Raw genomic sequence first — 15265 nt, 5'->3', positions numbered from 1 at the left:
GCATCCCACCGGACTTACAAAGGAGCACAGGCATGGGCGCGTACGACGCCGTCATCGAGATCCCGCGCGGCAGCCGCGTGAAGTACGAGGTCGACCACGGCACGGGCCGCGTCTTCCTCGACCGTGTTCTCTTCACCCCCATGGGGTACCCGTCGAACTACGGCTTCTTCGAGAACACGCTCGGCGAAGACGGCGACCCGCTCGATGTGCTGGTCCTCCTCGACCGCGACATCTACCCGGGTGTGCTGGCCAAGGTCCGTCCCGTCGCCGTCCTGAAGATGAGCGACGAGGCCGGCGGCGACGACAAGGTCGTCGCGGTCCTCGCGAAGGACCCCCGCTGGGCGCACATCCAGGACGTCGGCGACATCGACGAGTGGACCAAGGGCGAGATCGGCCATTTCTTCGAGCACTACAAGGACCTCGAGCCCGGCAAGTGGGTCAAGGTCGACGAGTGGGCGGACGCCGCCGAGGCCGAGCGCCTCGTCGCCGAGGCGTTCGAGCGCTTCGAGCAGCACGAGGGTGAGACCCGCACGCAGGGTGAGGGTGAGTCCCCGAGCACGCTCTGACGTGAAACGAGAGAGGGTCGGATGCCGCGCGGCATCCGACCCTCTGTCGTTTCTGCGCGAGCGGGGTCAGACGCTGATGCCGCGGGCGCGGAGGAAGGGTGCGGGGTCGACGCGGACGCCGCCGCGGTAGACCTCGAAGTGCAGGTGGCAGCCGGTAGAGGCGCCGGTGCTGCCGATGTAGGCGATCGTCTGGCCGGCGCGGACGCGGTCGCCGTAGCCGACGTTGTATCCGCCGTTGATGATGTGCGCGTAGCCGGTGACGGTTCCGTCGCTGTGGCGGATCTGGATGTAGTTGCCCCAGGCGCCGCTGTAGCCGGCGAAGACGACGGTGCCGGATGCGGCGGCGTAGATCGGCGAGCCGCAGGAGCTGGCGAAGTCGATGCCGCGGTGGCCGCTGGCGGTGCATCCGCCGGAGGTGCAGATGCTGCCGCGGGTACCGAACCAGGAGCTGATCCAGCCGTGCGCGGGTCGCACCCAGCCGGAGGCCTGGACGACTCCGCCGCTGCCGCCACCGCTGCTTCCGCCGCTCGATCCTCCGCCGGAGGAGCCGCCGCTCGATCCGCCGCCCTGGTTGTTCTTCGCCTCTTCTTCGCGGCGGCGCTTCTCCTCCGCGATGCGACGGGCCTCTTCTTCGCGCGCCTTGCGGGCGGCTTCCTCGCGTGCTTTGCGGGCTGCCTCCTCACGGCGCTTGCGCTCTGCCTCGACACCGGCTTTGTATCCGGCGACGGTCTTGGCGGTCGTGTCACGGAGGGCGTCGAGCTGTGCCTCGAGCACCTCGCGGTGTTCGTTCTGAGCGGCGAGGGCGGCTTGGGCGGCCTGCGCGGCATCCTGCGCGGCCTGCATCTTCTGCTCGGCTTCGACCTTGCGCTTGTCGCGCTCGTCGCGGGCGACCTGGGCCTGTGCGGCGAGGCTCTTCGCGCTGTCTCGGGCACCGACGGCTTCGGCGTACACGTCGCGGTTGGCGTCGACGAGGCGGTCCATCGTGCCGAGGCGTCCGAGCAGATCGTCGGCGCTGGCGGAAGAATCGGAGAAGAAGAGCTCGAGGGTGCGGTCACCCTTGCCCGAGCGGTACTGCTGCGCGGCGAGGACGCCGAGCTTCGCGGCGGACTCCTTCGCACGGGCCTCTTCCGCATCGGCTTTGGCCTGCAGCGCGTCTGCACGGGCCGCGGCGTCCTCGAAGGCGATCAGGGCGTCCTGGTACTCGACGCCGAGCCGCTCAGCCTCGGCCTGCTTGGCCGCGACGTCGTTCTCGAGAGACGAGATGAGGTTCTGGATGCGGGTGATCTCAGAGCCCTTGGCGGCTTCGTTGCTGCGCGCCTTCTCGACATCGTCCCAGCTGGGGTAGGAGACGGCGGCGAAAGCGGGGAGGGCGAAGCCGAGACCGGTGGAGGCGGCGGCGACGCCGAGTGCACCGAGCCCGAGGACGTTTCGGCGACTGATGCGCGACGAGAACGAGCGGATCTCGTCGGCGGTGGGCGCGCAGCCGCAATCGACGTCCGACGCCTCGGAAAGATCGGTCACTGCACACACCCTTCCCTCGGCCAGATGGCGTGCTGATCCGCCCATCACAGTAGCAACACTGTTCACATTCGTCACAGGAAAGTTGCAGACGGGCACCGCCATCGTGCCCCTGTTCCCGGCCGGAGGGATGCCGGCGCGCCCTCGATTCGCACATTCGTCAGCGATCGCATATGCTTGACCCTCGGTAAGCGTGAGCCCCCGGGTTCGCTCGGCCCCATCGTTTAGCGGCCTAGGACGCCGCCCTTTCACGGCGGTAGCACGGGTTCGAATCCCGTTGGGGTCACTCCCACAATTTAATAAGCATGGCCCTGTAGCGCAGTTGGTTAGCGTGCCGCCCTGTCACGGCGGAGGTCGCGGGTTCAAGTCCCGTCAGGGTCGCTCCGAGCGACGAGCCCTTTGTTTTCAGAGGGCTCTTCGTCTAGGACATGGCTCCTCTGATGCCATGCGGCTCTGTAGCTCAGTTGGTAGAGCGCACGACTGAAAATCGTGAGGTCACGGGATCGACGCCCGTCGGAGCCACACGGACCGTCGTTACAACGGTCCCAGAAACCCTCGCCTAGCTTCTACATGGCGGGGGTTTTGCTTTGCCCTGGTGAGAGGCCTCTTTCTCGCCGCTCCGTCCTGTACGCGTCCGGTTCGGTGATCGAGCCCCGTAGCGATCGTCCGTTCTGCAGGGGTGGTTAAGCGCCCCTGCCACCATCGTGCTGGGCCGGTCGGGGGCCGGTCGGGGGCCGGTCGGGGCTATCTTGCTGCGGCGACTGACTACTGTTTGCTCATGTCCTTCTCAGCCACTGTCCTGCGGGTGATGATTGCATCGCCGTCCGATGTCCCCGACGCACGTGACGCGGTCGAAAGAGCAATCCACAGCTGGAACGATGCGAACGCCCGCACGAAGCAGGTGATCCTCCTTCCATGGCGGTGGGAAACATCGTCGGTTCCGCTGCTCGGAGGTCACCCCCAGAAGCTCATCAACGGCCAGGGCGTGGATGACTCCGACATCGTCTTCGCGCTCTTTGGCGGACGCCTCGGGTCGCCCACGCCCGACGCAGTCTCAGGGACGGCGGAGGAGATTGATCGGGCGGTTGAGATGGGCAAACCGGTACATCTCTACTTCTCCACTGCCCCCTCCCGAGCAACATCGACACAGCGCAGCTCGATGCTCTCCGCGCGTTCAGGCAGGCGGTGCAAGAACGGGGCCTACTGGGTGAGTTCAGCAACGTCGATCAGCTCAACCATGAGGTCTGGAAGGCGATCGAGCACGATCTCACTCAGTTGCGTCTAGAGAATGCTCCACAGCAACGAGTTCGGACAGGTGTCGATCTGCTCGTTCAGCCAGGCAGCGAACGCGAGTTGAACAATTACGATTCGAAAGGCAAGCCGCGGTATCGGACCCGACGCTGGTTGGATATCGAGAACAGAGGCGATGTCGACGCCGAGCAAGTCGTGATTCGACCGGTAGGCGAGGAATCGGGCGTCATGTTGATCACTGGAGGCAACCCAACAGTTATTCATCGCGGCCAGTCTCGTCGATTCGCGATGGAACTGTTCGGCGGGGAAAGCGATCCAGTGGTGAACGTCAGCTGGGTTGAAGACGGCAAGACAAGAGACAAAGACTTCCACGTTGGCTGAGATCCGGCAGTAGCCGAGGCCTCATCGCGTACGGCTCCGGTCCATGTCTCGACACACCCGCCGCAGGCGCCTGAAATCACGGCTCAGATGGCGCAAGAACGAAGATTTACGTCGGGCATTCCAAGCCCTTCAAACCGCGGTGAGCTCAGGGTGAACGTCGGGGCAGTGCTGACTGGATTGCCACGGTGTTGTCCTTTCGGTTGGAATTTGATGGCCTCAGAATCCCATCAACTCCCAACATTGTCAAACATTTGTTTGTTACTGGAATGTATGCGAGCTGCGCAACAGGGTTGTTACAAGTGCGGTAGCGTTACGGCATGCCTGACCACCGCGTCGGCAGTGAACCTGCCGCTCAACACCCGAACTGGGGTCGCGTCCCAGAACCCTTTGTCGCGCTAGTCCGCGCGTTTACCGAGGAAGTCCGAGCAGGCGAAGACAGGTTGGTCAGCATCCCTTGGCCGCGCGATGTCGGGGACGCGGAGCCCAGGTTGGTCACCGCCCTCGAGGCTACGGAGCGCGTGCAGGCGGCATCTCGAGACCTTCGCAGCGCACTCAGTGCATACGCGCACAAGATCCACCAGCCGCGCCCGCGCGTGGGCGCCATCGCCGAGGCGCAGAACACATCTACTCAAGGCCTAATCCGCCGCTACACGGATCAAGTAGAGGACTCAGTCCGCGCGCTAATCGATGGAGAGGCAACCGTCGAGCACCTGACTTCGGCATTTGCATCGCTGACCCCCGAGCGAGCGCGGAGCATCATCGACATAAGCCTCGGTGCCCCTACAGGGATCGAAGTCGGCCCACTCGTCTTCCCCGGAACTCCGACCGCCGCACGCAGTTCTCCATCCGACGAGCAGCTGTGAGAACTTTCTTTACTCGTTCAAGGCCGACCTCCGGCCGGCTGGTGACGCACCGCCGCACTCCGGTCCGTCCGGTCCTCGCTGCGCTGCGGTCCGGGCGGTCCTCGGCGTCGGCGCGTCGCTGCCGCCCCCCGCGCTGGTGTCGGCTGAAAGTGTCACACTGTTCTGCATCAGCGAAAGGGACGCAGTGACTGACCAGGCCACGACCTCACGAAATCAGGACTTTCGGATCCAGGACCTTGCCGCGCTCGTGCGGTCCGGTCAGATTCGAATTCCAGAGTTTCAGCGCTCGTTTCGATGGGCTGCAAGTGACGTTCTAGCCTTGTTCGACAGCATCCTTCGCGGCTACCCGTTCGGCGGAATGCTTCTGTGGCGACGCGAGGCTCCGAAAGGTCTCTTGACAATCGGAGCGTTGGAGATCGAGGCTAAGGCGCGTCCTGACGCTCTCTGGGTGATCGACGGGCAGCAACGCATCACAAGCCTTGTGAACGCTGTCGATCCCGAAGCCGCTCAGGATGAGCGATTCGCCATCTCTTACGTTCTGCCCAGGCGCAGGTTCGCTCTGACTCGGGATATAAAAGAGGGTCTGGCAATACCGCTCCCCGATCTATTTGATCTCGGACGAGCGTTTGCATGGCTGAGGGAGAATCCTGATGCAGCTGACTATGCGGACGAGATTCAGAGATTGACTGGTCTTCTCCGCGATGTCGAAGTGTCGGCCTCAGTGATCGAAGAGGGCGACGAAGCTCTCCTGCGCGACATTTTCGATCGGATCAACTCTGCCGGCAAGCGACTCCGCGGTTCAGAAATCTTTGACGCCATCCATGGCGCCGGAAGCGGTTCAACTGACGGACTGTCGATGTCTGCGATCGCCGACCGTCTGGACACTCGCACCGAGTTCGGCAGACTTCCGGATCAAACGAATTATCAAGCCATACTCGTGGTACGTCACCCCGATTTGACCCGTAATGTTCGCTCCGAGTTCAGCGGTGACCGCGAGGCCGCAGTCAGCTTCTCGACCGATACTCAGGCGGATGCGTATCGCCGGGGCGAGGAGTCCTTATTTCATGTCGTGCGATTCTTGCAATCTGACGCCGGGATTCCACACAGCACATTCGTACCGTTTAGGTTCCACTTGCTCGTGCTGGCACGGTTCTTCGCGCATTTCCCCTCCCCCGCTCCTCGAAATCTCGAGCTACTCTCGCGTTGGGTTTGGCGGTCCACCACGTTCTCGGAGCCGCTGGGATACACCGGCTCGACATCCAACATCCGCTCGCTCGCGAACCTCGTCCAGCCGGGCGACGAGGATGCCAGCGTGCAGCGACTGCTTCACGCGACGGAGACTGGACGTGGGCCTTCCGTGCCCAGCGTTACGGCATTCAGAACCAACAAATCGTCGGGAAAGCTGGTACTCGGTGCTCTCTGGTCCCTGCAGCCATTAAATCCGGCCACTGGTCAGGCACTCACTCATGGCGACCTTGCTACCGCGCTCGATGCAGAACCCTCGGCGCGAGACGTAGCCCTCGAGCTTGTCTCCCGAGTTTCGGCAACGAACGCGGCAAACCGAGTACTGGCAGTCGTCGACAGGACTTCGTTCCTCGAAAACATGACCGAGGAAGGCTTGTCCTCTCATCTACTCGACGTCGAGATGTTGGACCAGTTGGCACGGGGGCGGACGGACGAGTTTCTCGAGCGCCGCGCGACCATCCTGGCACAGCATCTTGGGCGATTCGTTGCGGAAAGAACAGGCGCTGGCCTGGAGATGACGCCACCGCTTGAGTCGCTCGACTTCGATGACATCGAAGAGGAGTCGAGCGACGAGGATGTTGTCTTAATCGAGGAGCCGTCGGCTGCACCGTGATCACCGCTGCCCATTCAGTCGAGCTCATTGGCAACCGTATCGGGTCCCTCCTACAGCGAGGGGATGTAGCCAGGTTCGTCTTCGACTCAACGTACTGGGAGGACCCGGAACGAAACGTTCTGGGACTTTGGTTTGACAACAATCCCCGCCAGTCGCCGCAGGCCGCGTTGCGTCTGCCGCCGTGGTTCTCGAACCTTCTCCCGGAAGGCCCGCTCCGAAACTGGATTGCGCACGATCGAGGAGTAAGCGTCGATCGTGAGCTACAGCTTCTACTCCAAATTGGGCAGGATCTGCCCGGCGCCGTCGCGGTGACACCGTTCGCGGACGAAGTCAGTGTCGACGAGATCGGGGTTCCGCTCACACAGCACGATGCACTCACAGAACAATCGCCCTGGAAGTTCTCTCTTGCTGGCGTCGGACTGAAGTTCTCGATGCTGCGACGTGGGGACCGGCTGAGCATCCCCGCTGCAAATCAGCTCGGAGACTGGATCGTGAAGTTCCCCGACGCCTTCTACCGCGACGTACCTGTGAATGAGTTTGCGACGATGAGCCTCGCGAGGAATCTCGGCATCGACTGTCCCGAGATAGAACTCATTCACCGTGATGAACTACCTCCAGTCCCAGACGTCATGTGGCCAGGCCACGAAGATTTCGCATACGCAATCGCGCGCTTTGACCGCACACCGGATGGCCGACGAGTCCACATAGAAGACTTGGCGCAGGTCCGCGGGCTGTACCCACACCAGAAGTATCAAGGGTCATTCGAGACCGTTGGCGCTCTTGTTTATCGAGGTCAGGACGGAAGTCGCTTCACGAGTTCATCAGGAGGCTCGCGTTCAACCTGCTGGTTGGAAACGGGGACGCGCATCTCAAGAACTGGTCGCTTATCTATCGTGATGGTCGTCGCCCGGAGATATCCCCCGCGTACGACATCGTTTCGACAGCCGGCTACTACAAAGCGACAGCTCCAGACGATCTGGGACTAAAGCTCGGCGGCAGCAGGCTGCCTGGTCGCGCCTCACGCTCAGATTTCGTGCGGCTGCAGTCTTTGTTGCGGGTGCAGCCGGAGGACGTTCTTGACGTCCTGGACGAGACTATCGATCGGTTTCACGACGCCTGGACTGGTGCAGATCGGGACCGCTTTCCTGAACATGCGCGAGAGTGGATCGACGAGAACGCGCCACGGATGATGTCTCGCCTCCGCCCCCGGCCCATGAGCCAAGGGTAGGGCCGGGAACCCGGCTGCAACCATCCAGACCCAGCCCCCATCAACGAGCACAACCTCCGCGGAATCACGCAGCAAACGAGCACTTGTGACAACCCATAGAACCCTCGCATACAACTGAAAATCGTGAGGTCACGGGATCGACGCCCGTCGGAGCCACACGGACCGTCGTTACAACGGTCCCAGAAACCCTCGCCTAGCTTCTACATGGCGGGGGTTTTGCTTTTCCCGGGCGCGGACATCTCAGACACTCAGCGTCTCACCGTCCTCAGGGACATCGACGAGCTCTGAGATCCCGTGCGCTTCGGCCGTCGCGCGCACGTCGTTGCGGCTGACGGTGCAGTGATCGAGAGCCTCCATGTGCACGGCGATCACGCGCGCGTCCGGCGCGAGGCGGTGCACGCGAACGACGTCCTCCGCCCCCATGAGGATCGGATCGAGGCCCGGCAGAACAGCTTCCCCCGTGTTGAGGATGACGATATCCGGTCGGTGTGCGGCAATCGCCTGCTCGACTGCCGGGTGATAGACGGTGTCGCCGGCGATGTACAGCGTCGGCTCACCGGCGCGTGCGATCACGACACCCATGACCTCGCCGAGCCGGGCGGCGGCGACGGTCGCCTCCGACCCATGCAGACCGCCCGTGCGTGTGAACATCACGCCCTTCATCGTCGTCGGCTCGTCGAGGGCGGTCACCTGCGTGAAGCCCGCCTTTTCGAGGACAGCCGCATCCGCTGCGTGCTGGACGAGCGCGGGAACCCCGCGTGACAGGAGAGCGGCGGCAGCGGCATCCCAGTGATCGGAATGCGTGTGGGTCACGACCACGATGTCGGGGTCGAGCAGGTCAGCGAGAGGCACGACGAGGTCGACGAGCGGGTTGCGGCGAGCGCTGGCGAAGCCGGGCTGTGACCCCTTCGTCCCCAGCATGGGATCGACGAGGACGCGGACGCCGCCCACCTCGAGCAGCAGGGTGGCGTTGCGGACCTGGGTGATCTTCACCCCGGGATCGTCTCACGCATCGATAGCCTCACAGGATGACTCGCACGACCGCCGCCTACACGAACCGGGCGACGGAGTACGTCGACGCCCTCGGAACCGTGCGTCTGATGCACGACGCGGATCGCCATCTCATCGAGATGTGGGCAGCCGCGGCATCCGGTCCGCTCATCGACGCAGGGTGCGGACCGGGGCACTGGACGCAGCATCTGGCGGAGCGCGGAGCCGACATCCGCGGGATCGACCTTGTGCCGGACTTCATCGACCACGCCCGTGCGACCCACCCCGGCACCCGGTTCGACGTCGGGAGCATCGAGTCGATCGACGAACCGGATGCCGCGATCGGCGGCATCCTCGCTTGGTTTTCGACGATCCACCACGAGCCGAGCGACATCGCGGTTCCGCTCGCCGAGTTCGCTCGCGTGCTGCGGCCCGGTGGGTCGCTGCTGCTCGGCTACTTCGACGCGGATGAGACGGAGGCGTTCGACCACGCCATCGTGCGGGCCTACCGCTGGAAGGCGAGCGACCTCGAGCGCGTTCTCGGAATGGCCCGATTCGAGGTCATCGATATTCACCGCCGCGCCGAACCCGGCGCACGACCCGTCGGGGCGCTGATCGCCGAGCGACGGAACTGAGCCTCACGGCGGCTCCGTCACCCGCACCAGTCCGCAGTTCAGGCACGACCACGCGACCGTGAACCGCTCGTCGTCGAGGATCTCGAAGCGCAGCGGATCGCCGCAGGTGGGGCACCTGACCGCCGGACGCTCGCTCACGGATCGAGCCTAAGCGCGGGGCGACAAGACCGGCCCGGCTACCCTGATCGCATGCCGCCCCTCCTCAGTGCCCAACGGCGGTCGCGCCTGGTCGAGATGCTGGCCGAGTCCGGCAGCATCCGCCTCGAACCCGCCGCCGATGCACTCGGGGTCTCGGTCATGACGGTGCGCCGCGACCTCGACGACCTCGTGCGCGACGGCCTCGCGAGGCGCGTGCGCGGCGGCGCTGTCGCGGCCATCGTGCCGCAGGGCTTCGGCGAGCGCATCGCCGCCCGCGGCGGCGCGAAGGCCGAGATCGCCCGCAAGGCGCACGACCTGCTCCCCCGCGGCGGCGCCGCCGCGATGGATGCCTCCTCCACCGTCGGCGCGCTCCTGGCGACCCTCGACGAGAGCCACGAGCTGCTCGTCGTCACCAACTCGTACGACAACCTCCGCACCGCGCAAGCTCGCCCGGCCGTTGACGCGATCCTCCTCGGCGGCCGGCTCGAACCGCGTACCGGCAGCTTCGTCGGCGCGCAGGCGTGCGAGAGCGCGGCACGCTTCCACTACGACCGCTTCTTCACGAGCGCGGCCGCCCTCGACCCGTCCTTCGGGACGAGCGAGACGACGCTCGAAGAGGCCGAGGTCAAACGCGTCCTCGCCGCGAATGCCGGCGAGACCGTGGTGCTCGCCGACTCTTCCAAGCTCGAGCGCCTCGCGGTCGCGCGCGCCCTGCGCTGGACCGACATCGACATCCTCATCACCGAGCTCGATCCGGACGACGGCCGCCTCGACGTATTCCGGGATCTGGTCGACATCCGCTGAGCGTGTTAGATTGTGAAAGGTTTCACAAAATCTTTCACGTCTGAGCCTCGCAGGAGAGTCGATGTCCCCCACGCCCACGGCCGCCGCCGAACTCATCGCGCGCAGCAACCGCCTCGGTTCCGACCCGAAGGTCACCAACTACGCCGGCGGCAACACGTCCGCCAAGGGAACCGACACCGACCCCGTCACGGGCGAGCCCGTCGAGCTCCTCTGGGTCAAGGGCTCCGGAGGCGACCTCGGCACGCTGAAGCCAGCGGGCCTCGCCGTCCTCCGCCTCGACCGCATGCGCGCCCTCGTCGACGTCTACCCCGGCGTCGAGCGCGAGGACGAGATGGTCGCCGCCTTCGACTACTGCCTCCACGGCAAGGGCGGCGCGGCTCCCTCCATCGACACCGCCATGCACGGACTGGTGGATGCCGCACACGTCGACCACCTGCATCCCGACGCCGGCATCGCCATCGCGACCGCCGCCGACGGCGAGACGCTCACCCGCGAGATCTTCGGCGACAAGATCGCCTGGGTGCCGTGGCGTCGCCCGGGCTTCCAGCTCGGCCTCGACATCGCGGCGATCAAGGCCGAGAACCCCGATGCCATCGGCTGCATCCTCGGCGGACACGGCATCACCGCCTGGGGCGACACGTCCGAGGAGTCCGAGCGCAACAGCCTTTGGATCATCGAGACCGCGCAGGCGTACATCGACCAGCACGGCGCGCCGCAGCCCTTCGGCGGCATCCGCTCCGGCTTCGAGCCGCTGCCCGAGGAAGAGCGCCGCGCGAAGGCCGCCGCCCTCGCGCCCACCATCCGCGGGCTCGCCTCGGCCGACAAGCCGATGGTCGGCCACGTCACCGACAGCGACGTCGTCCTCGACTTCCTCGCCTCCGGGAGGGCGCCCGCGCTCGCCGAGCTCGGCACGAGCTGCCCCGACCACTTCCTGCGCACCAAGGTCAAGCCCCTCATCCTCGACCTGCCGGCATCGGCGTCCGTCGAGGACTCGATCGCGCGCCTGCGCGAACTCCACGAGGCCTACCGCGCCGACTACCAGGCGTACTACGACGCCCACGCGACCGCGGATTCCCCCGCGATCCGCGGCGCCGACCCGCTCATCGTCCTCGTCCCCGGCGTCGGCATGTTCAGCTACGGCGCGAACAAGCAGACCGCCCGCGTCGCCGGCGAGTTCTACGTGAACGCCATCAACGTCATGCGCGGCGCCGAGGCCCTCTCGACCTACTCCCCCATCTCCGACGCCGAGAAGTTCCGCATCGAGTACTGGGCCCTCGAAGAGGCGAAGCTGCAGCGGATGCCGAAGCCCAAGACGCATCAGGGGCGCATCGCGTTCGTCACGGGAGCGGCATCCGGCATCGGCAAGGCCATCGCCACGCGGCTCGCCGCCGAGGGCGCCTGCGTCGTCGTCGCCGACCTCGACCTCGAGAAGGCACAGGCCGCCGCGGCCGAGCTCGGCGGAACGGACGTCGCGATCGGAGTCGCCGCGAACGTGGCGGATGCCGCGGGTGTGCAGGCCGCGATCGATGCGACCGTCCTCGCCTTCGGCGGCATCGACCTCGTCGTCAACAACGCCGGACTCTCGCTGTCCAAGCCGCTGCTCGAGACCACCGAGAAGGACTGGGACCTGCAGCACGACGTCATGGCGAAGGGCTCGTTCCTCGTCGCGAAGGCGGCCGCGAAGGCGCTCATCGAGCAGAAGATGGGCGGCGACGTCATCTACATCTCGTCGAAGAACTCCGTCTTCGCCGGGCCCAACAACATCGCGTACTCCGCGACCAAGGCCGACCAGGCCCACCAGGTGCGGCTCCTCGCCGTCGAGCTCGGCGAGCACGGCGTGCGCGTCAACGGCATCAACCCCGATGGCGTCGTCCGCGGCTCGGGCATCTTCGCCGCCGGCTGGGGCGCCAACCGCGCCGCGACCTACGGCGTGAAGGAAGAGGACCTCGGCCAGTTCTACGCGAACCGCACGATCCTCAAGCGCGAGGTCGTCCCCGAGAACGTCGCCGACGCGGTCTACGTGCTGACCGGGCCCGAGCTCTCCCGCACGACGGGGCTTCACATCCCCGTCGACTCCGGCGTCGCCGCCGCGTTCCTGCGTTAATCCCGGCCCGCGTCGGATCACTCCAGAGGAGGATGGTCACCATGGTGCAGCGTCAATTCCCGAAGCCGGTCGAGCTGCTCGAGCTCATGCAGTTCAAGAAGCCCGAGCTCAACGGCACGAAGCGCCGTTTGGATGCCGCGTACACGATCTCCGACCTGCGGACGATCGCGAAGCGCCGCACCCCGAAGGCCGCGTTCGACTACACCGACGGCGCCGCCGAAGGCGAGACCTCGCTCGCGCGCGCCCGTCAGGCGTTCGAGGACGTCGAGTTCCACCCCGACGTCCTCCGCCCCGCCGAGAACGTTGACACCTCCGTCGAGATCCTGGGCGGTCCCTCCGCACTCCCGTTCGGCATCGCGCCGACCGGCTTCACCCGGCTCATGCAGACCGAGGGCGAAGTCGCAGGCGCGGGAGCGGCGGGGGCCGCCGGCATCCCGTTCACCCTCTCGACCCTCGGTACGACCTCGATCGAGGGCGTGAAGGCGGCCAACCCGCACGGACGCAACTGGTTCCAGCTGTACGTCATGCGCGACCGCGAGATCTCGTACGGGCTCGCGAAGCGCGCCGCCGAGGCCGGCTTCGACACCCTGCAGTTCACCGTCGACACCCCCGTCGCCGGGGCGCGCCTGCGCGACAAGCGCAACGGCTTCTCGATCCCACCCCAGCTGACCCTGGGCACGATCGTCAACGCGATCCCCCGCCCGTGGTGGTGGATCGACTTCCTCACGACGCCGAAGCTCGAGTTCGCCTCCCTCTCGGCGACGGGCGGCACCGTCGGGGACCTGCTCAACGCGGCGATGGACCCGACAATCAGCTACGAGGACCTGAAGGTCATCCGCGAGATCTGGCCGGGCAAGATCGTCATCAAGGGGGTGCAGAACGTCGAGGACTCGAAGCGCCTCATCGACCACGGCGTCGACGGCATCATCCTGTCCAACCACGGCGGGCGTCAGCTCGACCGGGCGCCCATCCCCTTCCACCTGCTGCCGACCGTGGTGCGCGAGGTCGGCAAGGACGCGACGGTCATGGTCGACACCGGCATCATGAACGGCGCCGACATCGTCGCCGCGATGGCGCTCGGCGCGAAGTTCACGCTCATCGGCCGCGCCTACCTCTACGGCCTGATGGCCGGCGGACGGGCGGGGGTCGACAAGACGATCGAGATCCTCCGCAGTGAGATCGAGCGCACCATGAAGCTGCTCGGCGTCGCCTCGATCGCCGAACTCGAGCCGCGCCACGTCACGCAGCTCACGCGGCTCGCACCGATGCCCCGTTCCGACGTCTGACCCTGCGCGCTACCCTGGCGCGGTGAGCGCAGCGGACGAGACGGGACCCTTCTTCCACGGCACGAAGGCCGACCTGCGGATCGGCGACCTGCTGACCGCCGGGCGCACCTCGAACTACCGCCCGTCGATCGTGATGAACCACATCTACTTCACGGCGCTGCGCGACCCCGCCGGTCTCGCGGCCGAGCTGGCCGCGGGCGACGCCGAACCGCGGGTGTACATCGTCGAGCCGACCGGACCGTTCGAAGACGACCCGAACGTCACGGACAAGAAGTTCCCTGGCAACCCCACCCGCTCCTACCGCAGCGCCGAACCCCTGCGCGTGGTCGGCGAGATCACCGACTTCCCCCGTCTGGCGCCCGAGGCGCTCGCGGACTGGAAGCGCCGGATCGCCGCCATCGAGCAATCCGGCGGCGAGATCATCAACTGATGACCGTCCGCTTCTGCCGCAGCCGCAACGCCGGTCGCCGCTGCACGCGACCCCTCGACCACCCGGGACTCCACCGCCACCGCACGATCATGTGGACGGATGCCGCGGCAGACCCGGCCCGCTGCGCCGGCTCCGGCGAACCCGGCGAGCCCGCCGCGGCGCTCAGCGACGGCTGGCCGCACGGGCGTGCCCTCTGCCTCGTCTGCCACCGCTTCATCCCCCTCGAGGACGGCGTCCTCGCCGAGCACGACACGTCCGACCGCGACGAATCGGATGCCGAGACCGCCCATCGCCGGGAGTGGCTCAACACCCACGGGTGGTGACGGCCCTCGCCTCCGGCGTGCGTGACATGCTGGCGGGATGCGCATCGCCGTCACAGGATCTTCCGGAAGGCTCGGCACGGTCGTCGTCCGTGAGCTGACCGCCGCCGGTCATCAGGTCATCGGGTTCGACGTCCGCGGCGAGCGCGGCCCCGGGTTCGTCCAGGTCGGCCTGACCGACTACGGCCAGGTGATCGACGCGCTGACCGGCGTCGGCGACCAGCACGACGGCGTCGACGCCCTCGTGCATCTCGCCGCGATCCCGGCCCCCGGCATCCGCTCCGACATCGCGACCTTCCACAACAACATCGCGGGCACGTTCAACGTGTTCTGGGCGGCGCTGCGGCTCGGGATCACGAAGATCGTCTACGCCTCGAGCGAGACCGTGCAGGGCCTGCCGTTCGACGTGCCACCTCCGTACATCCCGGTCGACGAGGACTACCCCGCACGACCGGAATCGGTCTACTCGCTCGTGAAGCACCTCGAGGAGCAGCTCGCGATCCAGTTGACGCGGTGGTACCCCGAGGCATCCATCACCGCGCTGCGGTTCTCGAACGTGATGGTGCCCGAGGACTACGCGGAGTTCCCGTCCTTCGACGCCGATGCGCGCCGGCGCAAGTGGAACCTGTGGAGCTACATCGACGCCCGCGACGGCGCGCAGGCGATCGCCCGCGCGCTCGAGGTCGCGCCCGCCGGCTTCGACCACTTCCTCATCGCGGCCGCCGACACGGTCATGAGCAGGCCGAACGACGACCTGGTGGCCGAGGTGTTCCCAGATGTCGAGACGCGCGGCGACCTCGGCGTGCACGACTCGCTGTTCTCCACCGCGAAGGCGCAACGCCTGCTCGGCTACCGGCCGCAGCACTCCTGGCGCGACCACGTGAGCTGAGCGC

The 15265-nt window shown here is 66.2% G+C and carries 13 protein-coding genes, 3 tRNA genes and 1 pseudogene; 14 read left to right on the top strand and 3 right to left on the bottom strand.

Annotated elements, in window-relative coordinates:
* The first annotated feature begins 32 nt into the window (after nucleotides 1-32).
* A complete protein-coding gene (locus tag ACIGEP_RS11975) occupies nucleotides 33-566 on the top strand; it encodes an inorganic diphosphatase (RefSeq protein ID WP_396661840.1) in 534 nt (177 codons plus the stop codon).
* A 66-nt stretch (nucleotides 567-632) separates the two neighbouring features.
* On the opposite strand, the gene ACIGEP_RS11970 is transcribed toward ACIGEP_RS11975, so the two are convergent.
* On the bottom strand, nucleotides 633-2087 hold the full coding sequence (locus tag ACIGEP_RS11970) for a M23 family metallopeptidase (RefSeq protein ID WP_396661839.1): 1455 nt from the start codon (nucleotides 2085-2087) through the stop codon (nucleotides 633-635).
* Between the two features lie 210 nt (nucleotides 2088-2297).
* Here ACIGEP_RS11970 and ACIGEP_RS11965 point away from each other — a divergent pair.
* The 6 genes and pseudogenes from ACIGEP_RS11965 to ACIGEP_RS11940 all read left to right on the top strand — a co-directional run bounded on the left by ACIGEP_RS11965 (nucleotide 2298) and on the right by ACIGEP_RS11940 (nucleotide 7665).
* Nucleotides 2298-2370 (top strand) — tRNA-Glu (locus ACIGEP_RS11965).
* Between the two features lie 21 nt (nucleotides 2371-2391).
* Nucleotides 2392-2465 (top strand) — tRNA-Asp (locus ACIGEP_RS11960).
* Nucleotides 2466-2533: 68 nt separating this feature from the next.
* Nucleotides 2534-2606, top strand: a tRNA-Phe gene (locus ACIGEP_RS11955).
* Between the two features lie 663 nt (nucleotides 2607-3269).
* Nucleotides 3270-3716 carry a hypothetical protein gene (locus ACIGEP_RS11950; protein WP_396661838.1) on the top strand — a complete coding sequence of 149 codons (447 nt, stop codon included), beginning with the start codon at nucleotides 3270-3272 and terminating at the stop codon, nucleotides 3714-3716.
* 1047 nt (nucleotides 3717-4763) lie between these two features.
* Entirely contained in the window at nucleotides 4764-6437 is a 1674-nt protein-coding gene (locus tag ACIGEP_RS11945) for a DUF262 domain-containing protein (RefSeq protein WP_396661837.1), read from the top strand.
* Nucleotides 6434-7665 (top strand): annotated as a pseudogene (locus tag ACIGEP_RS11940) (type II toxin-antitoxin system HipA family toxin). The gene ACIGEP_RS11945 and the pseudogene ACIGEP_RS11940 overlap by 4 nt, the downstream one beginning before the upstream one ends.
* Before the next feature lie 240 nt (nucleotides 7666-7905).
* On the opposite strand, the gene ACIGEP_RS11935 reads toward ACIGEP_RS11940, so the two are convergent.
* Entirely contained in the window at nucleotides 7906-8658 is a 753-nt protein-coding gene (locus ACIGEP_RS11935) for an MBL fold metallo-hydrolase (protein WP_396661836.1), read from the bottom strand.
* A gap of 35 nt (nucleotides 8659-8693) precedes the next feature.
* Between ACIGEP_RS11935 and ACIGEP_RS11930 the strand changes: the two genes are divergently transcribed.
* Nucleotides 8694-9290: a class I SAM-dependent methyltransferase gene (locus ACIGEP_RS11930; protein WP_396661835.1), complete on the top strand. Its 597-nt coding sequence runs from the start codon at nucleotides 8694-8696 to the stop codon at nucleotides 9288-9290.
* Nucleotides 9291-9293: 3 nt separating this feature from the next.
* Here ACIGEP_RS11930 and ACIGEP_RS11925 read toward each other — a convergent pair whose 3' ends face one another.
* Complete coding sequence (locus ACIGEP_RS11925) at nucleotides 9294-9428, bottom strand: hypothetical protein (RefSeq protein ID WP_396661834.1); 135 nt, start codon at nucleotides 9426-9428, stop codon at nucleotides 9294-9296.
* 51 nt (nucleotides 9429-9479) lie between these two features.
* Between ACIGEP_RS11925 and ACIGEP_RS11920 the strand changes: the two genes are divergently transcribed.
* The 6 genes from ACIGEP_RS11920 (at nucleotide 9480) to ACIGEP_RS11895 (ending at nucleotide 15261) form a co-directional block, all read left to right on the top strand.
* Entirely contained in the window at nucleotides 9480-10232 is a 753-nt protein-coding gene (locus ACIGEP_RS11920; RefSeq protein WP_396661833.1) for a DeoR/GlpR family DNA-binding transcription regulator, read from the top strand.
* Between the two features lie 61 nt (nucleotides 10233-10293).
* Nucleotides 10294-12336, top strand: a complete 2043-nt coding sequence (locus ACIGEP_RS11915) for a bifunctional aldolase/short-chain dehydrogenase (protein ID WP_396661832.1) — start codon at nucleotides 10294-10296, stop codon at nucleotides 12334-12336.
* 41 nt (nucleotides 12337-12377) lie between these two features.
* Nucleotides 12378-13622, top strand: a complete 1245-nt coding sequence (locus tag ACIGEP_RS11910; protein ID WP_396661831.1) for an alpha-hydroxy-acid oxidizing protein — start codon at nucleotides 12378-12380, stop codon at nucleotides 13620-13622.
* 22 nt (nucleotides 13623-13644) lie between these two features.
* A complete protein-coding gene (gene arr, locus ACIGEP_RS11905) occupies nucleotides 13645-14052 on the top strand; it encodes an NAD(+)--rifampin ADP-ribosyltransferase (protein ID WP_396661830.1) in 408 nt (135 codons plus the stop codon).
* Complete coding sequence (locus ACIGEP_RS11900; RefSeq protein WP_396661829.1) at nucleotides 14052-14375, top strand: hypothetical protein; 324 nt, start codon at nucleotides 14052-14054, stop codon at nucleotides 14373-14375. The genes arr and ACIGEP_RS11900 overlap by 1 nt, the downstream gene beginning before the upstream one ends.
* A 37-nt stretch (nucleotides 14376-14412) precedes the next feature.
* Nucleotides 14413-15261 (top strand): NAD-dependent epimerase/dehydratase family protein, encoded by an 849-nt coding sequence (locus ACIGEP_RS11895; protein WP_396661828.1) that lies wholly within the window; start codon nucleotides 14413-14415, stop codon nucleotides 15259-15261.
* Nucleotides 15262-15265 lie beyond the last annotated feature (4 nt).

Origin of the sequence: Microbacterium sp. NPDC077663 (assembly GCF_044542795.1) — a bacterium.
GTDB lineage: Bacteria > Actinomycetota > Actinomycetes > Actinomycetales > Microbacteriaceae > Microbacterium.
The sequence above is the reverse complement of the archived record's forward strand: the minus strand, read 5'-3'. Positions and strand labels throughout refer to the sequence as shown.

What these genes read in the sequence shown, in the direction of transcription:
- ACIGEP_RS11915 (WP_396661832.1), top strand. Translation starts at nt 10,294, where the DNA reads ATGTCCCCCACGCCCACGGCCGCCGCCGAACTCATCGCGCGCAGCAAC.
- ACIGEP_RS11895 (WP_396661828.1), top strand. Translation starts at nt 14,413, where the DNA reads ATGCGCATCGCCGTCACAGGATCTTCCGGAAGGCTCGGCACGGTCGTC.
- ACIGEP_RS11920 (WP_396661833.1), top strand. Translation starts at nt 9,480, where the DNA reads ATGCCGCCCCTCCTCAGTGCCCAACGGCGGTCGCGCCTGGTCGAGATG.
- ACIGEP_RS11900 (WP_396661829.1), top strand. Translation starts at nt 14,052, where the DNA reads ATGACCGTCCGCTTCTGCCGCAGCCGCAACGCCGGTCGCCGCTGCACG.
- ACIGEP_RS11975 (WP_396661840.1), top strand. Translation starts at nt 33, where the DNA reads ATGGGCGCGTACGACGCCGTCATCGAGATCCCGCGCGGCAGCCGCGTG.
- ACIGEP_RS11910 (WP_396661831.1), top strand. Translation starts at nt 12,378, where the DNA reads ATGGTGCAGCGTCAATTCCCGAAGCCGGTCGAGCTGCTCGAGCTCATG.
- ACIGEP_RS11930 (WP_396661835.1), top strand. Translation starts at nt 8,694, where the DNA reads ATGACTCGCACGACCGCCGCCTACACGAACCGGGCGACGGAGTACGTC.